The organism is Streptomyces aquilus (assembly GCF_003955715.1).
In the GTDB taxonomy this organism is placed as follows: Bacteria; Actinomycetota; Actinomycetes; order Streptomycetales; family Streptomycetaceae; genus Streptomyces; species Streptomyces aquilus.
In genome coordinates, this window is sequence record NZ_CP034463.1 from 2957381 (window position 1) to 2981745 (window position 24365).

The following is a 24365-nucleotide window of genomic DNA, read 5'->3' on the forward strand; positions in this document are numbered from 1 at the left end:
AGCTCGGTGGCGGGAGGGTTCGGCGATGGATCTCGCGTTCACGCCCGGGGAGCAGGCGTTCCGGGAGGAGGCCAGGGCGTGGCTCGCGGCCCATGTCCCGACCGCTTCGCTGCCCTCCCTGGAGACGGCGGAGGGCTTCGCGGCCCATCGCGCGTGGGAGGCCGAACTGGCCGCGGACCGCTGGTCGGTGGTCGACTGGCCGGTGGCGTACGGCGGGCGGGACGCGGGGCTGGTGCGCTGGCTGCTGTTCGAGGAGGAGTACTGGGCGGCGGGCGCGCCGGGCCGGGTCGGGCAGAACGGGATCAGCCTGCTCGCGCCGACGCTCTTCGACCACGGCACGGAGGAGCAGCGGGCGCGGGTGCTGCCGCCGATGGCTCGCGGTGAGGTGGTCTGGGCGCAGGCGTGGTCCGAGCCGGAGGCGGGTTCGGATCTGGCGTCGCTGCGCTCCAAGGCGGTGCGTACGGACGGGGGTTGGCTGCTGAGCGGCCAGAAGACGTGGTCGTCCCGGGCCGCGTTCGCGGACCGCGCCTTCGGCCTGTTCCGCAGCGATCCGGACGCCGCGAAGCCCCATCAGGGCCTGACGTACCTGATGTTCGACCTGCGGGCGCCCGGTGTCACGGTCCGCCCGATCGCCCGTCTCGACGGCAAGCCGGCGTTCGCCGAGCTGTTCCTGGACGAGGTGTTCGTGCCGGACGCGGACGTGATCGGGGAGCCGGGTCAGGGCTGGCGGATCGCGATGGCGGCGACGGGCAACGAACGCGGGCTCACGCTCCGCTCCCCCGGCCGCTATCGGGCGGCGGCGGACCGCCTCCACGCCCTGTGGCGCGACCGGGGCGGCCCGGACGGCATGCGGACCCGGGTCGCCGACGCCCTGATCGGCGCCCGCGCCTACCAGGTGTTCACCTACGCCGCCGCCTCCCGCTTCCTCGACGGCGCGTCCCTCGGCCCGGAGTCCAGCCTGAACAAGGTCTTCTGGTCGGAGTACGACATCGCGCTCACCGAGACGGCCCTCGATCTGCTGGGCGCGGAGGGCGAGTTGGCGGACACGGAGTGGGCGGAGCGGTACGTCTTCGCCCTGGCCGGCCCGATCTACGCGGGGACGAACGAGATCCAGCGGGACATCATCGCCGAGCGCCTGCTGGGCCTGCCGAAGGGGCGACGCTGATGCGGCTCGTGCTCGACGACGAACAGCGGGCGTTCACCGACTCGTTGGAGTCCATGCTGACCGGGGCGGACACGCCGTCCGTCGTACGGGAGTGGAGTCGCGGCGAGCACGGGAGCGGGCGCGCCCTGTGGAGCCGGCTCGCGGCGGCCGGCGTGTTCGCGCTGGCCGCCCCGGAGGAGTACGACGGCGTCGGCGTCCGCCCGGTCGAACTCGCCCTGGCGTTCACGGCGTTGGGGCGTCATGTCGTCCCCGGCCCGCTCGTCGAGACCATCGCCGCCGCCGTCCTGCTGCCCACGCCCGACCTCGTCAAGCGGCTCGTGTCGGGAGAGACCCTGGCGACGGTGGCGTACGGCGGCCCGTACGCGCTCGACGGCGACGCGGCCGACCTCTGTCTCGTCCTCACCCCCGACGGCCTGCACGCCGCCACCGGTCACGGCCCGGTGCGCCCGTCCCTCGACCCGGCCCGGCGCCTGACGACCCTCACCCCCGGCGCCCTTCTCACCAGCGAGCCACCCCTGGCGAAAGCCCTCCTCCTGGCCCGTCTCACCACCGCCGCGCAGGCCCTCGGCGTCGGGCTCGCCCTCCTCGACCAGACGGTCCGCTACGTCAGGCAGCGCACCCAGTTCGGCGTCCCCGTCGGCTCGTTCCAGGCCGTCAAGCACCAACTGGCCGCCGCCAAAACCGCGTTGGAGTTCGCCCGGCCCCTCGTGCTCGCCGCCGCCGTCACCCTCGACCCGGCCGACGTCGCCGCCGCCAAGGTCACGGCAGGCGAGGCGGCGTACGCCACCGCCCGCACCGCCCTCCAACTGCACGGCGCGATCGGCTACACGGCGGAGTACGACCTGTCCCTGTGGCTGACCAAGGCCCGCACCCTGCGCACGGCCTGGGGCAGCCCCGAGGAGTGCCGGGACACGGTCCTCAGTGCTGGTGATCCCCACTGCTGATCTGCCGGTACTCCTCCACCGTCGGCTTCGGGATCCGTGTCTCCGGTCCGAACATCGCCCGCGCCAGCCGTGCCCGTACCCGCATGGAGGTGCTGACCGGGCGGCGGACGCCGTTGGCGTCGACGAGCGGGCCGATCTCGTAGTGGCCGTTCTGTTCGTGCTGGGTGAGGGTGTGCAACTGCGCCTGCGCGAGCGGCTCGTGGACCTCGACGTACTCGCCGTGCGGCAGCCGCCGGATGATGCCCGACTCCCTGCCGTGCAGCACCTTGTCCCGGTCCCGGCGCTGGAGCCCGAGACAGACCCGTTTGGTGACGACGAACGCGAGCACCGGCACCACGAAGACGGCGATCCGTACGAACCAGGTGATCGCGTTGATGGACAGATGCAGATGTGTGGCCACGACGTCGTTGCCGCCGCCGATCAGCAGCACCGCGTACAGGCTCAGCCAGGCCACGCCGAGGCCGGTGCGCACGGGCACGTTGCGCGGCCGGTCCAGGATGTGGTGCTCGCGTTTGTCGCCGGTGATCCAGGCCTCGATGAACGGATAGGCGCCGATGGCGGCCAGGATCAGCGGGAAGAGCGAGAAGGGGATGAAGACGCCCAACTGGAGCGTGTGGCCCCAGGCGTTGATCTCCCATCCCGGCATCACCCGGATCAGTCCCTCGGAGAAGCCGAGGTACCAGTCGGGCTGGGCGCCGGTGGTGACGAGGTCGGGGCGGTACGGTCCGAAGGCCCACACGGGGTTGATCTGGGCGATGCCGCCCATGAACGCCAGCATGCCGAAGACGAGGAAGAAGAACCCGCCGGCCTTCGCGGTGTAGACGGGCAGCAGCGGCATGCCGACGACCGTCTTCTCGTCGCGGCCGGGCCCCGGGAACTGCGTGTGCTTGTGGTAGAAGACCAGGATCAGATGCGCGGTCACCAGGCCCAGCATGATCCCGGGCAGCAGCAGGACATGGATGGGGAACAGCCGCGGGATGATGTCGTGCCCCGGGAACTCCCCGCCGAACAGGAAGAACGACAGATACGTGCCGACGATCGGCACGGACAGGATGGCGCCCTGCGCGAAGCGGATGCCGGTGCCGGACAGCAGGTCGTCGGGGAGCGAGTAGCCGGTGAGGCCGGTGATGATGCCGAGCATCAACAGGGTCCAGCCGAACACCCAGTTGACCTCGCGCGGCTTGCGGAAGGCGCCGGTGAAGAACACCCGCATCATGTGCACGAGCATGCCGGTGACGAAGACCAGCGCCGCCCAGTGGTGGATCTGCCGGATCAGCAGCCCGCCGCGCACGTCGAAGCTGATGTCGAGCGTGGACTCGAACGCCCGGGTCATCACGATCCCGTTGAGGGGTTCGTAGGAGCCGTTGTAGACGACCTCGACGCCGCTCGGTTCGAAGAACAGGGTGAGGTAGATGCCGGTCAGGATGATGACGATGAAGCTGTAGAGGCAGATCTCGCCCAGCATGAAGGACGGATGGTCCGGGAACAGCTTGCGCATGTTGGCCTTGGCCAGCCCGTACAGACCGAGCCGCCCGTCCGCCCAGTCGGCGAGCTTCTCCCCGCCGCCGGGCGGCCCCGAACTCCGGCCGCCCGCCCGTCCGTTCACCGATCGCGCGCCGTCCATACGTCGTCGCCTCCCGTCGGATCAACCTCAGGGTGGCACGGTCGTACGGCTAAGCCAACGGGGCGAGCAGCCGCGTGAGCGACCGGCGTGAGCCCTCCAGATCCGCGATCCGCTCCTCGATCCCCTGGAGCTGCTCCAGCAACAGGGGTGTCAGGCAGGGCTCCACCTCGGCCTCGCTGCCGCACACGCAGTCCAGCACCTCACGGATCACCCGGGTGGGCAGCCCGGCGTCGAGGAGGGCACGGATACGGCGTACGGTCACGGGCGCGCCGGCGTCGTACACGCGCTGCCCGCCCGGGGTGCGCCCGGCGTCGAGCAGCCCCTGCTCCTCGTAGTAACGCAGCAGCCGCACGCTCACTCCGGTCTCCCTGGCGAGCTCCCCGATCTTCATGTGATCCCCCTCACAGGCCCTTGAACCTCACATCCATGTGAGCTCATAGCGTCGCAGCCATGACGAACACCCAGGTATTCCGGCTCGGCGGCGACCTCGCGGTACGGCGGATCGGCTACGGCGCGATGCGGCTGGCGAACGCCCCGCACGAGCGTTCCGGCATGACGGCCCCCATCTGGACCGCCCCCACCGACCGCGCGGAGTCGATCGCCCTGCTGCGCAAGGCCGTTGATCTCGGCGTGAACCTCTTCGACACCGCCGACGCCTACGCCCTCGGCGCGAACGAGGAGTTGCTCGCCGAAGCCCTCCAGCCGCACCGCGACGACGTCGTGATCGCGACGAAGGTGGGCGTCCTGCGCCCGAGCCCCGCCGAGTGGATCCCCCACGGCCACCCCGGCTATCTGCGCCAGCAGGCCGAGCTGAGCCTGCGCCGGCTGCGCACCGACCGCCTCGACCTGCTGTACCTGCACCGCGTCGACCCCGCCTATCCCCTCGCCGACCAGATCGGCGCGCTCGGGCAGCTCCAGGAGGAGGGCAAGGTACGGCACATCGGGCTCTCCGAGGTGTCCGTCGAGGAGATCGAGGAGGCCGCGCGCATCGCGCCGATCGCGAGCGTGCAGAACGTGTACAACCTGGCCGAGCGCGGCCACGACCCGGTGATCGACCACACCGCGGAGCGCGGGATCGCCTTCGTGCCGTACTTCCCGGTCAGCGGGGGCGAGCAGGAGGCACTGTCCGAGGTCGCCGCGGAACTGGGCGCGACGCCCTCGCAGACCGCGCTGGCCTGGCTGCTGCACCGCGCCCCCAACGTGCTCCCCATCCCGGGGACCTCGTCACCGGCCCACCTGGCCGAGAACGCCGGTGCCCTCGAACTCGCCCTCACCGAGGCTCAGTTCAAGCGCCTGGCGGAATGATGCCCTGCGCCCGGGCGGCCACCAGCCACTTCGGGAACTCGCCGACCAGCTGGTCGTACAGCTCGGCGTCGGACACCTTCCGCGGCTCCGCACCGGCGTGGAAGAACCCGGCGTTGTCGACGACCCGCTTGTCCGGGACGGACAGCTCGTCGAGCTTGCGGAGATAGTCGAACTGCTTGCTCCTCGCGTCCCCGAAGCCGATGAACTGCCAGAACAGCGGCAGCCGGGCCGCCTTGCACAAGTACCGTTCCGCGGCGAGCTTGTTGATCGGGCCGCCGTCGGTCTGGAAGACGACGAGGGCGGGTTCCCGGGAGCCGCTGTCGAGGTAGTGGTCGATGACCGCGTCCATCGCCAGGTGGTAGCTGGTCTTGCCCATGTGACCGAGCCCGGCCACGATCCGGTCGATGCGCCCCTCATGGTCGGCGAGGGCGATCTCGGTCTCGGCGTCGACGTCCGTCGAGAAGAAGACGACCGGGACACGGCCGTCGTCGTCGAGGTGCGCGGACAGCCCCAGCACCCGGTCGGCGAGCGCCTGCACACTGCCGTCCTGGTAGTACGGCTTCATCGACCCGGAGTAGTCGACGACGAGGTAGACGGCGGCCCGCAGGCCGTCCAGGCCGTGCTTGCTCAGCGAGACCCCGGCGCTCTTGTACAGGCTCACCAGCGCGGGCGCCTTCTCCTCGACCTTGCTGAGGCTGATCGCCGCCATTCGTTCCCCCACCGTCTCTCTGTTCACGGGCATTGGCTATTTTGATCGCCGCCGTCCCCACCGGCTCACAGATCGTCCCATCTCCCGAGGAGCCGGCCGTGGAACCCGACGCCACCGAGTCCGCCGTCACCACCTGCTTCCGCCATCCCAAGGTGGAGTCCCATGTCCGCTGCACCCGCTGTGACCGGTACATATGCCCGGACTGCATGCGCGAGGCGGCGGTCGGCCACCACTGCGTGGAGTGCGTGAAGGAGGGCGCGAAGTCGGTACGGCAGGCCCGCACGATCGTCGGCGGGCGGGTGTCGGCGGTGCCGCTGGTGACGTACGTACTGATCGGGCTCAACGTGCTCGCGTACGTCGGCGAGGTGGTCCGCCCGGCGATCGTCGACCGTTTCGCGATGCTCACCGCGGGCCTCATCGGCCCGGACGGCGGCCACTACGTCTACCAGTCCCTCTACCCGTCCGACTTCCACGCCGAGGGCCTGGTGGCCGGACAGTGGGAACGCCTGCTCACCAGCGGCTTCCTGCACCAGGAGCCGACCGAGGGCACCTTCGGGCTGCTGCACATCGTGCTGAACATGCTCGCGCTGTGGCAGCTGGGCCGGGTCGTGGAACCGGCGCTGGGCCGGGTCCGTTACCTGGCGTTGTACCTCCTCGCGACGGTCGGCGGTTCCGTCGCCGAGGCGCTGCTCGCCGACACCGGCACGGAGTCGCTGGGCGCGTCGGGCGCGGTCTTCGGCCTCGCGGGGGCCTACTACGTGCTGGCCCGCCGCGCGGGCTCGAACATGAGCGGCGTGAACCGCTTCATGGCGTACATGCTGGTCTGGCTGGTCGGCTCGGCCTGGGTCACGTCCTGGGAGGGCCACCTCGGCGGGCTGCTCACGGGCTGCGCGGTCGCGTTCGCCTACGCGTACGCTCCCCGGGGGCCGCGGCGCGATCTGATCCAGGCGGCCGCCTGTCTGGCGCTGCTGGCGCTGTTCGTGGTCCTGACGCTCGTGCGCGTCTCGGAGTTGACCCGGTGAGACGTATCGGTGTGCCCCTGCTCGCGGCCGTGCCCGTCGTCATCGCGGCGGGGGTCTTCTTCCTGTCCCCCTCGGACTCGTCCGAGGAGCCCGACACCACCTCGCGGTCGGTGGTCGGCGAGGACGGTGAGGCGGCCAGGGGCCGGGCCGAGGGGAAACGTTCGGCCGACGACCAGGCCATCGCCGCCCTCCCGCCGGGCCTCACGGCCCCCGCCAAGAAGGAGCTGGCCCAGCAGATCGTGGCCAGCGCCGAGAACTCCACCCTCGACTGGCGCACCGCCTACGCCTACATCGAGGACATCGGCGACGGGCAGGGCTACACGGCCGGCATCATCGGCTTCTGCACCGGCACCCACGACCTGCTCACCCTGGTCGAGCGCTACACGAAGGACCACCCGGACAACGGCCTCGCCCGCTACCTCCCCGCCCTGCGCGAGGTCGACGGCTCGGACTCGCACGAGGGCCTGGACCCCGGTTTCACCGCGGCGTGGAAGGCGGAGGCGAAGGTCGAGGCGTTCCGCGAGGCGCAGGACGCCGAGCGCGACCGCGTCTACTTCGACCCCGCGGTCCGCCTCGCCAAGCTCGACGGCCTGGGCGCGCTGGGCCAGTTCATCTACTACGACGCCATGGTCTTCCACGGCCCCGGCACCAACGCCACCAGCTTCTACGGCCTGCGCGAGGCCGCCATGAAGAAGGCCGACCTGCCCTCCGAGGGCGGCTCCGAGGAGGCCTACCTGAGCGCCTTCCTCGACGTCCGCAAGGCCGCGATGCGGACCCGCAAGGCGGACATCGACACCACCCGCGTCGACACCGCCCAACGCCGCTTCCTGCGCGAGGGCAAGCTGGAGCTGGAGACGCCGTTGACGTGGGCGGTGTACGGGGAGACGTACAAGGTGCGCTAGGTACCCCACTCCTCGCGCAGCACCGCTTCCGCCGGTTTCCCGTGCGGCGAATACGCCAGCTTCGCCGGTGTCTCGCCGCTGTCCGGCCAGTCGTCCCACATCCACCAGCAGACCCCGGCCCACCAGCGGCGCCCGGTGAACGTCTCCAGCAACGCCCGGTAGGCGGCGGCCTGTTCGGCGTCGCCGGTGTGGTCGCTGAGGTCCCAGGCGTACGGCGCGGTGGTCGCGCCCCGCTGGCTGACGTACCCGGCCTCGGTGAACAGCACCCGCCGGTCGTACCGTTCGGCGAACGCGGCGAGTTCCTCGGTGATCGGCTGCCAGGCGCGGCGCAGTCGACCGACGTCGGTGGTGGGCTTCTCCGCGAGCGGCCAGTAGGCGTCGATGCCGATGAGGTCGAGCCGCGTCCAGAAGCGGACCTTGGCGTACTCGTCGTAGTTGGCGGCGTAGGTGAGGGTGCCGTCGTAGCGGTCGCGGACCGCCGCGATGACGCGGGTCCACGCCTCGCGGTCGCCGGAGACCCCGGCGAGTTCGGTGCCGACCGCGAACTGCTCGACGCCGGTGTCCGCCGCGAGGTCGGCGTAGTGGGTGATGAAGCGGCGGTACGAGGTGAACCAGGCGGCCCGGTCGCGGGGGCGGATCTCGGCGCGGTCGCCGTCGCCGGGCAGGTCCACGTGCGGCTTGAGCATCACCTGGAGGCCGAGCCGATGCGCACGGCGCACGATCCGGCGCAGGCTCGCGTCGCTCGCGGTCTCCTCGGTGCGGTGCATCTCCGTGTCGCTTCGGTGCCGCTGGTACCAGGTGGGGGTGAAGGTGACCCAGCGGGCGCCGGTGGCCTTGATGTCCTGGAGGTAGCGGGGGGCGGCGGGGCTGTCGTAGTCGGTGCGGTACCAGGAGGGCAGGGTGATGCCGCGCAGGGGCGCCGCCGGTTTCCTGTCGTCGGAGGCGCCGGTGGTGGTGCAGCCCGCGGCGGCGAGGAGGGCCGCCGCCGCTGCCGCGGCGACGACCCTCCTCCTGGCGGTGGTCCGCCTCACAGGCTCGTCGGGCTGACGAAGGTGTAGCCCAGGGCCTTGATGCCGTCGACCGTGTCCTTGAGCGGCTGGGTCGGGTAGTACGGGTGGTAGAAGAAGCTGGCGAACCCGTCCCGGACGGCCAGGTTGGCCTTGGCCGAGGCGATCAGGTCGGCCGGCAGCCTCGGCGGGTGGTTGTTGAAGGCGTCCGGTTCGTAGTTGCCGATGTTCTCGGGCAGCACCTTGGTGCCGTAGACGTCCTTCACGACGTACGGGAAGAACTGGCCGATGAACACGTTGGGTCCGGCGGAGTTGCCGCTGAGCGTTCCGGAGAAGTACAGCGAACGCTCCAGGCGGGCCGCGAAGTTGGCGCTGATGGCCTTGTAGTCGGTGGCCGAACCCGCGTAGTGCGGGGTGGTCCACAGCGTCGGCTTCGGCAGTCCGACGGCGGCGAACGCGGCCAGCGCGCTGGTCACCCTGCCCTGCGCCCAGACGGTGGAGTCCTCGGCGACGGGGCCGTCGTAGACGACGTTGTCCGAGGCGTCGACGTGCGCCCGGTAGAACTCGAAGTCGTCGCCGGTGACGCCGTTGTAGGGGTTGGCGACATTGCCGTACTGGTGCGTGTAGCCGTGGTCCATCAGGACCGCGCCCCTGGCCAGCATGTACTTCAGGGCGCTGACGACCTGCGGCCGCTGGGCGAGCGTGATCGTCTGCGGGACGCCGTTGTTGTAGGTGCCGTTGGGGTCCTTGTAGACCGGGATCACGTTGATGCCGTACGGGATGTTCTGCGACTTGAGGTAGTCGGCCGTCGCGCGCAGCTCGGCCGGGTCCGAGTCGGGGCTGATGTCCTCCAGGCGCAGCAGCGCGCGGTGCCGTTCGGCGGTGGCCGGCGCGAGGGCGTCGAAGAGGAGGTCCTCCAGGGCGATGATCCGGTCGCTCTCGGAGACGTACGCGAACGGGATCTCACCGATGTAGGTGAGGTTGGAGGAGCGGACCGCCCATCCGAAGGTGTGCCCGTTGGAGGTGTCGAGGCCCTCCGCGAGCCGGGTGACGGCGGGGTAGCCGGGGCCGGTGAGGACGTTGGGGCGCAGCACGCCGCCGTCCTGGCCCGCCGGGATCTTCCGGGTCAGGGCCTGGTTCTTGTACGCCACCTGCGTCACGGTGCCGATCGATCCGCCGTCCTCGTAGTACGACGTCGTCGGGTCCCAGCCGTACTTCTGCGTGAACTGGGCTACGCCCACCGAGTTCGCCATGTTCCAGATGTTGGCACCCATCCACAGCACGGGCTTGGTCGTGGTGGCGGCGTCCTGGTAGAAGGCGGCCGGGATGGCGTCCGGGACGTCGCAGCAGTAGTAGGTCGAGCCGATGTAGATCACGGCCGTGTACGTGTCGACCAGACCGGCCGTGTACTGCTGGACCGGCTTGGCGGTCACGGTGCCGAAATGGCCCGCGAGGTTGGCCGCGGCCATGGCGTACAGCTCGCCCAACTGCCCGTAGGGGCCCGCCGTGTCGTAGAGCACGAGGGTGCTCGGGTCGGCCGCGGCGGCGACCTCGGCGTCGGCGGCCCGGAGCAGGGCGGCCTGGCGGGTCACGGTCGTGGCGGTGCGGGCCGGGAAGACCGCGGTGGTCGACAGCGTGGTCGCGGAGGTCTTCGCACGGGCCTTGTCGTGGCGGGCGTCGTCGGCCTTGAGCTGGGCCTTCGCCCAGCCTTTGAGGTCGACGCGATTCATTCCGGATTTCCCGCCGACGTTTTCATGGCCATGTCCATGACCTTTTGGTGCGGCCTGGGCGCCGGCGGCCAGGAAAGTGCCGCTCAACAGGGCGGCGATCAGCAGCAGGAGCACGGAAAACTTCGAGATTCCTCGTCGCCGAGGACGGATCAACGGTCTCACGATCATTCCCCCCACTTTGCCTTGTCTTGGCAAAGGTTTTTCCCAATAGGAAGTCACCGATTCTTCTGACCGGCATGAACGGTGTCAATGGATCGAAGGGTGAATTCCTGAGCGCCAGGTGACCCTACCGGAAGATCGGACTTGTCCTTTTTCCGAATAGTCTTCTGACCCGCCCTCGGCGTCTGCTACGTTCACCTCGGCGCGATGGGGACGCGCTGTGAAATGTGGGGGGACAATGTACGGACGACCCGCCCTGGGGGCTCTGCTGCCCCTGGCAGGGGCGATGGCCGCGCCAGAAGCTGTACCGGGGCTACCTTTGGCCAAAGCGCTACAGGCGACGGCGGGGGCCGGATTTCTGTTCTATTGTTTGACGGCCTGTCTGATATTGCTGGCCCGGGCACGACTGCGCCGCCAGGCACAAAGAACGCGGGCCGACGAAAGGATGCAGGTCGGCGCCGGGGGCAGCCATGATCACTGAACTGCTCCTGTGGTCGAGCATCACTCTGATCATTATGGCCGGGTGCTACAACACGAGTCTCTTTCTGTTGTCGAGGCGCAGAATTCGCCGTTCCCGAACCGACCGGAGAGACCGGTTCTACGTATTTCTCCTCGCCTGTCTGAACGAGGAGAAAGTGCTTTCTGAAAGCCTGGAGCGGATCACTTCGCTGCCCGCCCGGAATTTCATGGCGCTGGTCATCGACGACGGCTCGGACGACCGCACCTTCCAGGTCGCCCGGGCCGCCGATCCGAGCCTGGTCCATGTGCACCGGCGTACCCCGCCGAACTGCCGCAAGGGCAAGGGCGCCGCCCTCAACGACGGGGTCCGGCACCTGCGCGCGTCCGGCCTGCTCGGCGGCCACGATCCGGCGGACGTGGTCCTGTGCGTGGTCGACGCCGACGGACGGCTCGATCCGCATGTCGTGCAGTCGGTCGACCCGTACTTCGACGACCCGAGGACGGGCGCGGTACAGGTCTGCGTCCGCATGTACAACCGGCACCTCGGGCTGCTCGCCCGCATGCAGGACATGGAGTTCGTCGTCTACGGCGACGTCTTCCAGAGCGCCCGCCGCTACATCGGCAGCGTCGGCATGGGCGGCAACGGCCAGTTCATGCGGCTGTCGGCGCTCGACACCCTGGACGGCGACGGCCCGTGGAGCGACAGCCTCACCGAGGACCTCGACCTCGGCGTGCGGCTGATCGCCAAGGGCTGGACCAACCAGCACTGCACCACCGCCGCGGTCTCCCAGCAGGCCGTGCTCAGCCTGCGGCGCCTGATCCGCCAGCGATCCCGCTGGTTCCAGGGTCATTTGCAGTCGGCCGGACTCGTCCCGCTCATCCTCAGGGACGTCCCCACGAAGGCCGCGGTCGACCTGCTGTACCACCTCTCCAGCCCGGTGCTGATCCTGCTCACCTCGCTGCTGCCGCTGTCCTTCCTCGTCGCCTTCGGCGCCACCGTCGTGGCCTCCGTCCAGGTCGGCCATCCGCTGGTCTCGCCCATGTGGCTGCTCGGCCCGTATCTGCTGTCGTTCACGGCCGCCTACGCGTACGGCTACGTGTACGCCAAGCGGGAACGGGAGCTGGGCCTGGTCCGCTCGGTCCTGCTCGCCCATGTCTTCGTCTTCTACGGCTACATCTGGTTCGCGGCCGGCTGGTGGGGCTTCTGGCGGATGCTCACCGGCCAGCGCGGCTGGCTCAAGACGGCACGCACCTGACGACATCCGTACCGCTCCACTGAGGACATTCAGGCCGCGCCGGGTCCCCGCGCGGGTCCTCGCCTCACCTCTCATCACCCTCACGTGATCGCTGCGCCGATCACGCATGCCCAAGGGGGGCACCCATGTCCACACCTCCGACAACCATGCCCGTGCACGCCATGCTGGTGCTCGGCACCCGGCCGGAAGCGATCAAACTGGCGCCCGTGGCGCGGGCGATGGCCGCCGGCCCGCAGTTCGAGCCGATCGTCGTCACCACCGGCCAGCACCGCGAGATGCTCCACCAGATGCTCGGCATGCTGGGCGTCGACGTCCGCATCGCCCTCGACGTGATGCGCACCCGGCAGCAGCTCTCCGATCTGACCGCCCGGCTGGTCCGGGAGCTCGGCACGGTGCTGCGGGAGCAGCGGCCGGACCTGGTGGTGGTGCAGGGGGACACCACCACCGCGCTGGCGGGTGCCCTGGCCGCCTTCTACGAGAAGATCCCGGTCGCCCATGTCGAGGCGGGCCTGCGCACCGGTGTCATCGACAACCCGTTCCCGGAGGAGCTCAACCGCAGCCTCATCGGCCGGATCGCCCGCTGGCACTTCGCCCCGACCCCGGCCGCCGCCCGGCATCTGACCGACGAGGGCGTCCCGGACGAGCAGGTGTTCATCACCGGCAACACCGTCATCGACAACCTGCTGTGGGTGCTGGCCGAGGGCAGCGGCACCTCCGCGTTCGGCACCGACGACAACGCCTGCCCGGCCCGCGACGGCGACATGATCCGCCGGGCAGGCCCCAAGCGCATCCTGGTCACCCTGCACCGCCGGGAGAACCAGGGCGAGCGGATGCGCGGCATGGGGCGGGCGCTGACCCGGCTCGCCCGGCGCGGGGACGTGGAGATCGTGCTGCCGCTGCACAAGAGTCCGGCCGTACGGGACGCGCTGCTGCCCGAACTCGACGGCCAGCGGGGCGTCAAGCTCGTCGAGCCGCTCGACTACCTGGACTTCGCGGCGACGCTGGCCGAGTGCGACCTCGTGCTCACCGACTCCGGCGGCATCCAGGAGGAGGCCCCGAGCCTCGCCAAGCCCTCGCTGGTGCTGCGGACGACGACCGAGCGGCCCGAGGCGGTGGAGGCGGGCGCGGCCCGGCTGATCGGCACGGACCCGGACGCCATCGTCACCTGGGCGGAACGGCTCCTGGACGACCCGGTGGAGTACCGGCGGATGGCGACCGCGGGCAATCCCTTCGGCGACGGCGAGGCCGCGCGCCGCATCCTGGGTCAGCTGGCCGAGGACTTCGCCGCCGATGTCCCGGTCGGCCTGACGACATCCGGGCCATACTCGACGGCATGACACTCAGGGGTCGTCGCCTCATCGGACTGGCGCTGGCTCTCGCCCTGGCCGCGATCGTCGCGATCACCGTGAGCCAGTGCCAGGGCGACGACTCCCCGCCCCCCAAGCCCTGGATCGACGGCACCACGCACGGCCGCTGGCTGTCGGTGTTCAACGGCATGGGCACCAACCACGGCGACGACTCCTCGCTCACCCTCTCCCCCATGGCCGCCGAGGACCCGGGCACCACCCACGCCGGTCTGGTGGTGAGCACGGCCGTCTACACGGACGTGCGCTACGAGGCCCGGATGCGGACGGTGAAGCAGCTGCGCTCACCGAAGCCGAACCCGTGGGAAGTGCCGTGGCTGGTCTGGGCGTACACCGACCCGGAGCACTTCTACTACATCACCCTCAAGCCGAACGGCTGGGAGCTCGGCAAGCGCGACCCCGCCTACCCGGGCGGCCAGCGCTTCCTGGCGACGGGACGGACCCAGTACCCGGTGGGTCCTTGGTACGACGTGCGGGTCGAACAGCGCGGGGCGGCGCTGTCCGTGGCGGTCGACGGCACCCCGCTGGTGAAGTTCACGGACGCCGAACTGCCGTACGACGAGGGGCGGGTGGGCGCCTACTCGGAGGACGCGACGGTGGAGTTCGAGGGCCTGGAGGCGTCTTCCGGCTGAAACGCCCGCCGACGGGAAGGCGCCCTCCGACTGCACGCGCCCTCCGGCTGAAAGAGGCGACGGCGCCTCCCCATCGTCCGGTCGGGGACGAGATGGGCAGGCGCCGTCAGCGTTCCGTACGCCGTTGTACGGGACGTCTTTTGAGGGACCGTCAGACCATCAGCGCGCGGTCCGTCGGGCGGATCGGCGCCGGCAGGTCGCTGGTGCCGGTCAGGAACCGGTCGGTGCCGCGGGCGGCCGAGCGGCCCTCCGCGATCGCCCACACGATGAGCGACTGGCCGCGGCCCGCGTCACCGGCGACGAAGACACCGGGCACGTTGGTCTGGAAGTCGGCGTCGCGGGCGATGTTGCCGCGCTCGTCGAGCTCCAGGCCGAACTGGTCGACCAGGCCGTTCTCCCGGTCGGTGCCGGTGAAGCCCATGGCCAGCGTCACCAGCTGGGCGGGGATCTTGCGCTCCGTGCCCGGCTTCGGGGTCAGCTTGCCGTCGATGAACTCCACCTCGGTGAGGTGCAGCCACTGGACGTTGCCGTCCTCGTCGCCCTCGAAGTGGGTGGTGGAGACGGAGTAGACCCGCTCACCGCCCTCCTCGTGCGCGGACGTGACCTTGTAGAGCATCGGGAAGGTCGGCCAGGGCTGGCCGGCGTTCCGCTCGTCGCCCGGGCGGGGCATGATCTCCAGCTGCGTGACCGAGGCCGCGCCCTGGCGGTGGGCGGTGCCCACGCAGTCGGCGCCGGTGTCGCCGCCGCCGATGACCACGACGTGCTTGCCCTCGGCGGAGATCGGGGCGGTGACGTAGTCACCCTCCTGCACCTTGTTGGCCAGGGGCAGGTACTCCATGGCCTGGTAGATGCCCTTGAGCTCGCGGCCCGGGACCGGCAGGTCACGCGCGGTGGTCGCACCGGCGGCGATGACGACGGCGTCGTACCGCTTCTTCAGGTCGGTCGCCTTGAGGTCGCGGCCGATCTCGATGCCGGTGCGGAAGCGGGTGCCCTCCGCGCGCATCTGCTCGATGCGGCGGTTGATGTGCCGCTTCTCCATCTTGAACTCGGGGATGCCGTACCGGAGGAGACCACCGATGCGGTCCGCGCGCTCGTACACGGCGACCGTGTGACCGGCCCGGGTGAGCTGCTGCGCGGCGGCGAGGCCGGCCGGCCCTGAGCCGATGACGGCGACGGTCTTGCCGGACAGGCGCTCGGGGATCTGCGGCGCGACGTCACCGGTGTCCCACGCCTTGTCGATGATCGAGACCTCGACGTTCTTGATGGTGACCGGCGGCTGGTTGATGCCGAGCACGCACGCCGCCTCGCAGGGCGCGGGGCAGAGGCGACCGGTGAACTCCGGGAAGTTGTTGGTCGCGTGCAGCCGCTCGCTGGCGGCGGCCCAGTCCTCGCGGTAGGCGTAGTCGTTCCACTCGGGGATGAGGTTCCCCAGCGGACAGCCGTTGTGACAGAACGGGATGCCGCAGTCCATGCAGCGGCTGGCCTGCTTGCTGATGATCGGCAGCAGGGAGCCGGGGACGTAGACCTCGTTCCAGTCCTTCAGCCGGACGTCGACGGGGCGGGACTTGGCGACCTCACGGCCGTGGTTCAGGAAGCCCTTCGGGTCAGCCATTGATCGCCGCCTCCATCATCTTCTCGGTGATCTCGGTCTCGGAGAGACCGGCCTGCTCGGCGGCGACCTTGGCGGCGAGCACTGCCTTGTACGTGCTGGGGATGATCTTGCTGAAGCGCTCCACGGACGCGTCCCAGTCGACGAGCAGCTTCTCGGCCACCGTCGAGCCGGTGTCCTCGGCGTGGCGGCGCACCACGTCGTGCAGCCACTGCTTGTCGCTGTCGTCCAGCGCCTCCACGGCGTCCACGTTGCCGACGTTGACGTTGTCCCGGTCGAGGTCGATGACGTACGCGACGCCACCGGACATGCCGGCCGCGAAGTTGCGGCCCGTCGGGCCGAGGACCACCGCGTGCCCGCCGGTCATGTACTCGCAGCCGTGGTCGCCCACGCCCTCCGAGACCACCAGGGCACCGGAGTTGCGGACGCAGAACCGCTCGCCGGTACGGCCGCGCAGGAAGAGCTCGCCGCCGGTCGCGCCGTACGCGATCGTGTTGCCCGCGATCGTCGAGTACTCGGCGAGGTGGTCGGCGCCCCGGTCGGGACGGACGATCACCCGGCCGCCGGAGAGGCCCTTGCCGACGTAGTCGTTGGCGTCGCCCTCCAGGCGCAGCGTGATGCCGCGCGGGAGGAAGGCGCCGAAGGACTGGCCCGCGGAGCCGGTGAAGGTGATGTCGATGGTGTCGTCGGGCAGGCCCGCGCCACCGAACTTCTTCGTCACCTCGTGGCCGAGCATGGTGCCGACCGTGCGGTTGATGTTGCGGATGGCGACCTGGGCGCGCACCGGCTGGGCGTCGGTCGCCGAGTCGGCGGCCAGGGCGTCGGCGGCGAGCTTGATGAGCTCGTTGTCGAGCGCCTTCTCCAGGCCGTGGTCCTGCTCGATGACCTGGTGCAGCGGGGCGCCCTCGGGCAGCTCGGGCACGTAGAAGAGCGGGGACAGGTCCAGGCCCTGCGCCTTCCAGTGGTCGACCGCGCGGGTCACGTCGAGGGTCTCGGCGTGGCCGACGGCCTCCTCGATGGAGCGGAAGCCCAGCTCGGCGAGGATCTCACGGACCTCTTCGGCGATGAACTTGAAGAAGTTCACGACGTACTCGGCCTTGCCGGTGAACCGGTCGCGGAGCGTCGGGTTCTGGGTGGCGATGCCGACCGGGCAGGTGTCCAGGTGGCAGACGCGCATCATGACGCAGCCGGAGACGACGAGCGGCGCGGTCGCGAAACCGAACTCCTCGGCGCCGAGCAGCGCGGCGATGACGACGTCACGGCCGGTCTTGAGCTGGCCGTCGGTCTGCACGACGATGCGGTCGCGCAGGCCGTTGAGCAGCAGGGTCTGCTGGGTCTCGGCGAGGCCGAGCTCCCAGGGACCGCCGGCGTGCTTGAGCGACGTCAGCGGCGAGGCGCCCGTACCGCCGTCGTGACCCGAGATCAGGACGACGTCCGCGTGGGCCTTCGACACACCGGCCGCGACCGTGCCGACGCCGACCTCCGAGACCAGCTTCACGTGAATCCGCGCCTGCGGGTTCGCGTTCTTCAGGTCGTGGATCAGCTGGGCCAGGTCCTCGATGGAGTAGATGTCGTGGTGCGGCGGCGGGGAGATGAGGCCCACGCCCGGCGTCGAGTGACGCGTCTTGGCGACCCACGGGTAGACCTTGTGGCCGGGCAGCTGACCGCCCTCACCGGGCTTGGCGCCCTGGGCCATCTTGATCTGGATGTCGTCCGCGTTGACCAGGTACTCGGAGGTCACACCGAAGCGGCCGGAGGCGACCTGCTTGATGGACGACCGGCGCGCCGGGTCGTACAGGCGGTCCGGGTCCTCGCCGCCCTCACCGGTGTTGGACTTGCCGCCCAGCTGGTTCATGGCGATGGCGAGGGTCTCGTGGGCCTCGCGCGAGATGGAGCCGTAGGACATGGCGCCGGTGGAGAACCGCTTGACGATCTCGCTCACCGGCTCGACCTCGTCGACGGAGATCGACGGACGGTCCGACTTGAAGCCGAAGAGCCCGCGGAGCGTCATCAGCCGCTCGGACTGCTCGTTCACGCGGTCCGTGTACTTCTTGAAGATGTCGTAGCGGCCGCTGCGCGTCGAGTGCTGGAGGCGGAAGACCGTCTCCGGGTCGAACAGGTGCGGCTCGCCCTCACGGCGCCACTGGTACTCGCCGCCTATGTCCAGCGCGCGGTGCGCGGGAGCGATGCCGGAGGCGGGGTACGCCTTGGCGTGCCGGGCGGCGACCTCCTTGGCGATGACGTCGATGCCGACGCCGCCGATCTTGGAGGCGGTGCCGTTGAAGTACTTCTCGACGAAGGTCTCCTCCAGGCCGACGGCCTCGAAGACCTGGGCGCCGCGGTAGGAGGCGACGGTCGAGATGCCCATCTTCGACATGACCTTCAGAACACCCTTGCCCAGGGCGTAGATCAGGTTGCGGATGGCCTGCTCGGGCTCGATGTCCGAGAGGAAGGTGCCCGCGCGGACGAGGTCCTCGACGGACTCCATCGCCAGGTAGGGGTTGACGGCCGCGGCGCCGAAGCCGATCAGCAGGGCGACGTGGTGGACCTCGCGGACGTCACCGGCCTCGACCAGCAGGCCCACCTGGGTGCGCTGCTTGGTGCGGATGAGGTGGTGGTGGACGGCCGCGGTGAGCAGCAGCGACGGGATCGGCGCGTGCTCGGCGTCGGAGTGGCGGTCCGACAGGACGATCAGCCGGGCGCCGTTCTCGATGGCCGCGTCGGCCTCGGCGCAGATCTCGTCGATGCGCGCGGCGAGGGCGTCGCCGCCGCCGGAGACCCGGTACAGACCGGAGAGCGTCGCGGCCTTGAAGCCGGGCATGTCGCCGTCGGCGTTGATGTGGATGAGCTTGGCCAGCTCGTCGTTGTCGATCACCGGGAAGGGCAGGGTGACGCTACGGCAGGAAGCGGCCGTCGGCTCCAGCAGGTTGCTCGCGGGACCGAGGGACGAGCGCAGCGAGGTCACGAGCTCCTCGCGGATCGCGTCCAGCGGCGGGTTGGTGACCTGCGCGAACAACTGGGTGAAGTAGTCGAAGAGCAGGCGCGGGCGCGAGGACAGCGCGGCGATCGGCGAGTCGGTGCCCATCGAGCCGATGGGCTCGGCACCGGCCTTGGCCATCGGCGCCAGGATGACGCGCAGCTCCTCCTCGGTGTAGCCGAAGGTCTGCTGGCGGCGGGTGACCGAGGCGTGCGTGTGCACGATGTGCTCGCGCTCGGGCAGGTCGGACAGCTCGATCTCGCCGGCTTCCAGCCAGTCGGCGTACGGCTTCTCGGCGGCGAGGCCGGCCTTGATCTCGTCGTCCTCGATGATGCGGTGCTCGGCGGTGTCGACGAGGAACATCTTGCCGGGCTGGAGGCGGCCCTTGCGGACGACCTTGGCGGGGTCGATGTCGAGGACGCCGACCTCGGAGCCGAGGACGACGAGGCCTTCGTCGGTGACCCAGTAGCGGCCGGGACGCAGACCGTTGCGGTCGAGGACCGCGCCGACCTGGGTGCCGTCGGTGAAGGTGACACAGGCCGGGCCGTCCCAGGGCTCCATCATCGTGGAGTGGAACTGGTAGAAGGCGCGCCGGGCCGGGTCCATGGAGTCGTGGTTCTCCCACGCCTCCGGGATCATCATCAGCACGGAGTGCGGCAGCGAACGCCCGCCCAGGTGCAGGAGTTCGAGCACCTCGTCGAAGGACGCCGAGTCGGAGGCGTCGGGCGTACAGATCGGGAAGACCCGCTCCAGCCCCTTGTCCCCGAACAGGTCGGAGACCAGCTGCGACTCACGCGCGGCCATCCAGTTGCGGTTGCCCTTGACGGTGTTGATCTCACCGTTGTGCGCGACGAAGCGGTACGGGTGCGCGAGCGGCCACGACGGGAAGGTGTTCGTGGAGAAGCGCGAGTGGACGAGCGCGATGGCCGAGGCGAAGCGGCGGTCGGACAGGTCCGGGAAGAAGGGCTCCAGCTGGCCGGTGGTCAGCATGCCCTTGTAGACGATGGTCCGCGCGGACAGCGACGGGAAGTAGACGTCGACCTCGCGCTCGGCGCGCTTGCGCAGCACGAAGGCCTTGCGGTCGAGCTCGATGCCGGAGCCGGCGCCGTCGGCGACGAAGATCTCGCGGAAGGCGGGCATGGTCGACCGGGCGGTGGCGCCGAGGAGCTCGGGCGCGACCGGGACCTCACGCCAGCCGAGGACGGTGAGGCCCTCTTCGCCGGCGATCGTCTCGATCCGCGAGACGGCGTCCTCGGTGCCGTCCTCCGGGAGGAAGGCGATACCGACGGCGTAGGCGCCCGCCTCGGGCAGCTCGAAGCCGGCCACCTCACGGAAGAAGGCGTCCGGAACCTGGGTCAGGATGCCCGCTCCGTCACCCGAGTCGGGCTCGGAGCCGGTGGCACCGCGGTGCTCCAGGTTGCGCAGAACGGTGAGCGCCTGCTCGACCAGCGCATGGCTCGCCTCGCCGGTGAGGGTGGCCACGAAACCGACGCCACAGGCGTCCTTTTCGTTGCGGGGGTCGTACATACCCTGCGCAGCAGGGCGAGCATCCATGAAGGACCACTTCTGGCCATTCGCGGAATGCTGGGACGGCTGGCGCGGCGTACGCATCGGCTCTCCCGTCGTCGTCTCAAGTGGCATATCTGCGTGCCGAGGGACGACGTTGGCCCTCTGCGTGTGCGCAAAATTTCGTGCAGGTTACATGATGGAGTGGTTCTCGGGAACCGGATACTGCGTTCCAACATGCGGACGCCACGCGGTGGCGACAGGGGTATCGCGCACGTGGCTTGAAGTGTGGGGGGAGCGAACGGGACAGATCGATGTCCGTCGCTCCAGGGGCGAGGCAGGCGGCGTCGCTCACCTCGCGGGTGCGCGGCAGGCGTCATTGCCCACAGCGCTTACGGCTCATGCCCAGTGGTTAAGCGTTCGAAACCAGTGAGTAACGGCTACTTATGCGGCCCAACGCATAAGTAGCGGTCGGCCTATCCTACGGCCGTTCCGAAGAAGCTGCCCAGGGCGTACGTCACACCGGCCGCCGCACCACCGAGAGCGAGCTGTCGCAGACCGCTGAACCACCAGGTCCGCGCCGTCACCTTGGCCACGACGGCACCGCACCCGAACAGCCCGACGAGGGCGACGAGAACCGCAGGCCACAAGGCGCTGGCCCCCAGCAGATAGGGCAGCACGGGAAGCAGCGCACCGAGCGCGAAGGCACCGAAGGACGAGACGGCGGCGACCAGCGGCGAGGGCAGGTCGCCGGGATCGATCCCGAGCTCTTCCCGTGCGTGGATCTCCAGAGCCTGCTCGGGGTCACGCGACAGCTGCTTGGCGACCTCCCGCGCGAGCGCCGGCTCGACCCCCCGTGCCTCGTACAGCGCGGCCAGCTCGGCCTCCTCGTCCTGCGGATGCTTGCGCAGCTCCCGCCGCTCGACGTCCAGCTCGGCCTCGACGAGCTCGCGCTGCGAGGCCACGGAGGTGTACTCACCGGCGGCCATGGAGAAGGCCCCGGCGGCAAGCCCCGCGAGCCCGGTGAGCACGATGGCCTGCTGCCCGACGGCGCCACCGGCGACGCCGGTCATCAGCGCGAGGTTGGAGACCAGTCCGTCCATGGCCCCGAAGACGGCGGGCCGCAGCCACCCTCCATTGACATCGCGATGGGTGTGGTTGTCACGGTGCGCCTCGTGCAGCGGCGCCTCGGTCTCGATGATGGCCATCAGGGGTCCCCCAGGGAAGCTAAGCCAAAGCTAACTTTAGACAGATTCTAATTACCGACAACCAGACTGTACGACGCGAAATTCCCGCCCGCCACGAAGGAAAGGCTGGGCTAACCTGCACCTTTACCTCCGAATGCGCATACGATCGCAAGCCTGCTCAGATGTCGACCGGGTGATGCTGAGGCAAGGGATGCTCTTGTCGTGACCGCCCCGTGGGACACATCCGCAAAGGCCCCGCGCCCTGTGCGGAGCCCCCGGAGGAGAGGCCCGCCGTATGGCATCGATCGCCTGCATCCCCTCGGCCCCGGCACCCGGGAACGCCGCCGAACTCCGCGAACGGGGCCGCGGCGCCCTCCTGGGCCTGGCGGTGGGAGACGCCCTCGGCGCCCCCGCGGAGAACCTGAAACCGTCGGAGATCCGAGCCCGCTGGGGCAGGATCACGGGGTACGTGGCCGAGACGCCCGCCGGCACGGACGACACCGAGTACGCGATCTTCTCTGGCCTCCTCCTGGCCCGCCATGGCTCGGCACTCACCCCGGCCCACGTCGAGGCGGCCTGGCACGAGTGGATCGCGGACCGCGAGGAGGGCCCGTTCCGGGGAGCGGGCTTCAGCGAACGCGGCACCCTGGAGAACCTGCGCCGGGGCCTGGCTGCCCCCATCTCCGCCCAGCACCGCCACGCCTGGAGCGACGGCCTGGCGATGCGCGCGGCCCCCTTCGGCGTCTACGCGTCCGGCCGCCCGGCGGAGGCGGCGCGCCTGGCGGCGATCGACGGCTCCGTGAGCCACGACGGCGAGGGCATCTACGGCGGCCAGGCGGTAGCCGCAGGAGTGGCGGCGGCGATGGCGGGCGCCCCCACGGTGGCGGTGGTCGCTTCGGCCCTGGCGGTGATCCCGGACGACTCCTGGACGGCCCGCTCCCTGCGCCGCGCGGTGGCGGTGGCCCACCGAGGCGAACGAGCGGTCCGCTCCGCGGTGGTCATCGGCGGCTACCCCTGGACCGACCTGGCCCCGGAGGCGGTGGCCCTCGCCTTCGGCGCCTACGCGGCGGCGGACGGCGACTTCGTGGAGGCGGTCCTGACGGCCGTCAACATGGGCCGCGACGCGGACACGACGGCAGCGGTGGCGGGCGCGCTGGCAGGCGCGACGAGGGGAGCGTCCGCGATCCCCACGGAGTGGGCAGCGGCCATCGGCCCGGCAAGGGGCAGCTGCCTGCCGTCGATGGCGGGCCACCACGTCCTGAACGTGGCGGACCTGCTGACACCGGGCGAGGAGTACGTACTGGCGGCGGACGGCGACGAGGCGGAGGCGCTGGCATGACACTCGAATACGAGCCAACACCTGCCGACGCCGGTGCGACCATTTCAGCCCGCCCGACGTCCGAGGCCGCCCCACCTCCCCCAGCCCCTCCGCCGCTCAAGGACGAGCCGACACCCCGCACCCCCACCCCACACCCCTCAGCCCCTCCGCCCCTCGAAGACGAGCCGCCACCTCTCAGCCCCGCCCCGCATCACTCAGCCCGTCCGGCGTTTGAGGACGAGGCCGTTTCGGGGCCGACGGGGGTCCAGGGGGCGGAGCCCCCTGGCGGGGTCGAAGGGGCAGCGCCCCTGGGGATGGGACGGGTAGGGGCGGCGGGGGCGAAAGACAAAACCGCCGACACCCCCACCCCAAACCCTCACCGCATCGAAGGCCTCCTCCTAGGCCTAGCCGCAGGCGACGCCGCCGGCTGGCCCGCCGCCCGCCACAGAGCCGCCCGCATGCCCGACTGGACCCGCCGCCTCACCCGCGAACTGGACACCTTCGCCGAACACAACGCCACCACCACCCTCCCCGTCCCCATCGCCCTCAACCAACCCCCCGAGCCCCTCCGCCTCGGCCCCTCCGACGACGCGGAATGGGCGGCCTTCACCGCGGAAGCCCTCCTCCGCGCAGGCGACGACACCACCCTCCCCGACCTCAGCCGAGACCGCCGTACCAGAGCAGCGATCGACCTCACCTGGACCACCCTCGCCGGCGAAGTAGCCGCCGCAGCGAACCGCGCCCCCGAGATCGAGTCCGCCGTACTCCCCCTACGCGCCCGCATCTCGGTCCGCGCCGGCCTCGGCAACCTCGCCACCGGCCTACGCCCACCCGCCACCGGCCACGACAACCCCCACTACTTCGACGACGCGGCCTGCATCAGAGCCTGCGTCCTGGCCGTCACCCACCCCGGCAACCCCCAACTCGCAGCGGACCTCGCCGAGTTCGACGCCCGCTACACCCAGGACGGCGACGGAGTCCACGGCGCCCGAGCCATGGCCGCGGCCCTCTCCCTCGCCCTCACCGGAGCCGACGTGCACACCTGCGTCGACGCCGCCCTCACCGAACTCCCGGAGTCCACGGAGATCGGCCGCAACGCCCGCCACGCCCTGGCACTCGCCCGCACCACCCCCACCGCCTTCGCCCTGATCCCCCTCCTGGAACACCAGATCGTCGACCACGTCTACAGCTACGGCATCGCCGCCGCGGAAACGGTCCCGGTGGCCCTCGCCCTGGCGACCGCGGCGAACGGCGACATCTCGGCAGCCGTCCCCGCCGCCGCCTGCCTGTCCCGCGTCGCGGACTCGGCCCCCGCCCTGACCGGAGCCCTCACCGGAGCCCTCACCGGCGGCGCCGCGCTCCCGCCCTCCTGGCGGGACACCTGCCGCACCCTCTCCGGCTGCGCCCTCCCCCGCCTCACCGGCACCGACCTGGTGGAACTCGCCGAACTCCTGGAAGCCACGCAACCGCCCCTGCCAGGAGGATGATTC

The 24365-nt window shown here is 70.5% G+C and carries 18 protein-coding genes; 10 read left to right on the top strand and 8 right to left on the bottom strand.

The window, feature by feature from the left end; translation table 11 throughout:
• Positions 1–25 precede the first annotated feature (25 nt).
• Positions 26–1165, top strand: a complete 1140-nt coding sequence (locus EJC51_RS13660; RefSeq protein ID WP_126271326.1) for an acyl-CoA dehydrogenase family protein — start codon at positions 26–28, stop codon at positions 1163–1165.
• Positions 1165–2109, top strand: coding sequence for an acyl-CoA dehydrogenase family protein (locus tag EJC51_RS13665; RefSeq protein ID WP_126271327.1), 945 nt, complete (start codon positions 1165–1167; stop codon positions 2107–2109). Before EJC51_RS13660 ends, EJC51_RS13665 begins: the two co-directional genes overlap by 1 nt.
• Here the strand turns inward: EJC51_RS13665 and qcrB are convergent.
• Positions 2084–3733, bottom strand: a complete 1650-nt coding sequence (gene qcrB, locus EJC51_RS13670; protein ID WP_126271328.1) for a cytochrome bc1 complex cytochrome b subunit — start codon at positions 3731–3733, stop codon at positions 2084–2086. The genes EJC51_RS13665 and qcrB overlap by 26 nt on opposite strands.
• Positions 3734–3782: 49 nt before the next feature.
• A complete protein-coding gene (locus EJC51_RS13675) occupies positions 3783–4124 on the bottom strand; it encodes a MerR family transcriptional regulator (protein ID WP_059197460.1) in 342 nt (113 codons plus the stop codon).
• Between the two features lie 59 nt (positions 4125–4183).
• Here EJC51_RS13675 and EJC51_RS13680 point away from each other — a divergent pair, with 59 nt between their 5' ends.
• Positions 4184–5038, top strand: a complete 855-nt coding sequence (locus tag EJC51_RS13680; RefSeq protein WP_126271329.1) for an aldo/keto reductase — start codon at positions 4184–4186, stop codon at positions 5036–5038.
• On the opposite strand, the gene EJC51_RS13685 is transcribed toward EJC51_RS13680, so the two are convergent.
• Positions 5019–5747 (bottom strand): vWA domain-containing protein, encoded by a 729-nt coding sequence (locus EJC51_RS13685; protein ID WP_126276939.1) that lies wholly within the window; start codon positions 5745–5747, stop codon positions 5019–5021. The genes EJC51_RS13680 and EJC51_RS13685 overlap by 20 nt on opposite strands.
• Positions 5748–5845: 98 nt before the next feature.
• On the opposite strand from EJC51_RS13685, the gene EJC51_RS13690 reads away from it, so the two are divergent.
• A complete protein-coding gene (locus EJC51_RS13690; RefSeq protein ID WP_126271330.1) occupies positions 5846–6769 on the top strand; it encodes a rhomboid family intramembrane serine protease in 924 nt (307 codons plus the stop codon).
• Positions 6766–7671: a chitosanase gene (locus tag EJC51_RS13695; RefSeq protein ID WP_126271331.1), complete on the top strand. Its 906-nt coding sequence runs from the start codon at positions 6766–6768 to the stop codon at positions 7669–7671. Before EJC51_RS13690 ends, EJC51_RS13695 begins: the two co-directional genes overlap by 4 nt.
• On the opposite strand, the gene EJC51_RS13700 is transcribed toward EJC51_RS13695, so the two are convergent.
• Together EJC51_RS13700 and EJC51_RS13705 are read right to left on the bottom strand one after the other, a co-directional pair.
• The gene (locus EJC51_RS13700; RefSeq protein ID WP_166682857.1) at positions 7668–8702 is read right to left on the bottom strand and encodes a glycoside hydrolase family 113; all 1035 of its coding nucleotides are present in this window, start codon (positions 8700–8702) and stop codon (positions 7668–7670) included. The genes EJC51_RS13695 and EJC51_RS13700 overlap by 4 nt on opposite strands.
• Positions 8699–10408 (bottom strand): DUF2334 domain-containing protein, encoded by a 1710-nt coding sequence (locus tag EJC51_RS13705; protein WP_244362617.1) that lies wholly within the window; start codon positions 10406–10408, stop codon positions 8699–8701. The genes EJC51_RS13700 and EJC51_RS13705 overlap by 4 nt, the downstream gene beginning before the upstream one ends.
• Positions 10409–11082: 674 nt before the next feature.
• Here EJC51_RS13705 and EJC51_RS13710 point away from each other — a divergent pair.
• From EJC51_RS13710 to EJC51_RS13720, 3 genes are all read left to right on the top strand, one after another.
• On the top strand, positions 11083–12282 hold the full coding sequence (locus EJC51_RS13710; protein WP_279631436.1) for a glycosyltransferase family 2 protein: 1200 nt from the start codon (positions 11083–11085) through the stop codon (positions 12280–12282).
• 125 nt (positions 12283–12407) lie between these two features.
• Positions 12408–13619 (top strand): non-hydrolyzing UDP-N-acetylglucosamine 2-epimerase, encoded by a 1212-nt coding sequence (gene wecB, locus EJC51_RS13715; RefSeq protein WP_126271333.1) that lies wholly within the window; start codon positions 12408–12410, stop codon positions 13617–13619.
• Positions 13616–14278, top strand: coding sequence for a LamG domain-containing protein (locus tag EJC51_RS13720; protein ID WP_126271334.1), 663 nt, complete (start codon positions 13616–13618; stop codon positions 14276–14278). The genes wecB and EJC51_RS13720 overlap by 4 nt, the downstream gene beginning before the upstream one ends.
• A gap of 151 nt (positions 14279–14429) precedes the next feature.
• Here the strand turns inward: EJC51_RS13720 and EJC51_RS13725 are convergent, their stop codons facing one another.
• The 3 genes from EJC51_RS13725 to EJC51_RS13735 all read right to left on the bottom strand — a co-directional run bounded on the left by EJC51_RS13725 (position 14430) and on the right by EJC51_RS13735 (position 21578).
• A complete protein-coding gene (locus tag EJC51_RS13725; RefSeq protein WP_126271335.1) occupies positions 14430–15890 on the bottom strand; it encodes a glutamate synthase subunit beta in 1461 nt (486 codons plus the stop codon).
• Positions 15883–20475 carry a glutamate synthase large subunit gene (gene gltB, locus EJC51_RS13730; RefSeq protein WP_126271336.1) on the bottom strand — a complete coding sequence of 1531 codons (4593 nt, stop codon included), beginning with the start codon at positions 20473–20475 and terminating at the stop codon, positions 15883–15885. The genes EJC51_RS13725 and gltB overlap by 8 nt, the downstream gene beginning before the upstream one ends.
• A gap of 371 nt (positions 20476–20846) precedes the next feature.
• Positions 20847–21578 (bottom strand): VIT1/CCC1 transporter family protein, encoded by a 732-nt coding sequence (locus EJC51_RS13735; RefSeq protein WP_079309644.1) that lies wholly within the window; start codon positions 21576–21578, stop codon positions 20847–20849.
• Positions 21579–21852: 274 nt separating this feature from the next.
• Here EJC51_RS13735 and EJC51_RS13740 point away from each other — a divergent pair, with 274 nt between their 5' ends.
• Positions 21853–22896, top strand: a complete 1044-nt coding sequence (locus EJC51_RS13740; protein ID WP_126271337.1) for an ADP-ribosylglycohydrolase family protein — start codon at positions 21853–21855, stop codon at positions 22894–22896.
• Positions 22893–24362, top strand: coding sequence for an ADP-ribosylglycohydrolase family protein (locus tag EJC51_RS13750; RefSeq protein WP_425276789.1), 1470 nt, complete (start codon positions 22893–22895; stop codon positions 24360–24362). Before EJC51_RS13740 ends, EJC51_RS13750 begins: the two co-directional genes overlap by 4 nt.
• The last annotated feature ends 3 nt before the right edge of the window (positions 24363–24365 follow it).

Excerpts from the sequence above, each read along its gene's own strand:
- EJC51_RS13660 (WP_126271326.1), top strand. The coding sequence starts at position 26 with ATGGATCTCGCGTTCACGCCCGGGGAGCAGGCGTTCCGGGAGGAGGCC.
- EJC51_RS13665 (WP_126271327.1), top strand. The coding sequence starts at position 1,165 with ATGCGGCTCGTGCTCGACGACGAACAGCGGGCGTTCACCGACTCGTTG.
- qcrB (WP_126271328.1), bottom strand. The coding sequence starts at position 3,733 with ATGGACGGCGCGCGATCGGTGAACGGACGGGCGGGCGGCCGGAGTTCG.
- EJC51_RS13675 (WP_059197460.1), bottom strand. The coding sequence starts at position 4,124 with ATGAAGATCGGGGAGCTCGCCAGGGAGACCGGAGTGAGCGTGCGGCTG.
- EJC51_RS13680 (WP_126271329.1), top strand. The coding sequence starts at position 4,184 with ATGACGAACACCCAGGTATTCCGGCTCGGCGGCGACCTCGCGGTACGG.
- EJC51_RS13685 (WP_126276939.1), bottom strand. The coding sequence starts at position 5,747 with ATGGCGGCGATCAGCCTCAGCAAGGTCGAGGAGAAGGCGCCCGCGCTG.
- EJC51_RS13705 (WP_244362617.1), bottom strand. The coding sequence starts at position 10,408 with ATGAATCGCGTCGACCTCAAAGGCTGGGCGAAGGCCCAGCTCAAGGCC.
- EJC51_RS13710 (WP_279631436.1), top strand. The coding sequence starts at position 11,083 with ATGGCCGGGTGCTACAACACGAGTCTCTTTCTGTTGTCGAGGCGCAGA.
- wecB (WP_126271333.1), top strand. The coding sequence starts at position 12,408 with ATGTCCACACCTCCGACAACCATGCCCGTGCACGCCATGCTGGTGCTC.
- EJC51_RS13720 (WP_126271334.1), top strand. The coding sequence starts at position 13,616 with ATGACACTCAGGGGTCGTCGCCTCATCGGACTGGCGCTGGCTCTCGCC.
- EJC51_RS13725 (WP_126271335.1), bottom strand. The coding sequence starts at position 15,890 with ATGGCTGACCCGAAGGGCTTCCTGAACCACGGCCGTGAGGTCGCCAAG.
- gltB (WP_126271336.1), bottom strand. The coding sequence starts at position 20,475 with ATGCGTACGCCGCGCCAGCCGTCCCAGCATTCCGCGAATGGCCAGAAG.
- EJC51_RS13735 (WP_079309644.1), bottom strand. The coding sequence starts at position 21,578 with ATGGCCATCATCGAGACCGAGGCGCCGCTGCACGAGGCGCACCGTGAC.
- EJC51_RS13740 (WP_126271337.1), top strand. The coding sequence starts at position 21,853 with ATGGCATCGATCGCCTGCATCCCCTCGGCCCCGGCACCCGGGAACGCC.
- EJC51_RS13750 (WP_425276789.1), top strand. The coding sequence starts at position 22,893 with ATGACACTCGAATACGAGCCAACACCTGCCGACGCCGGTGCGACCATT.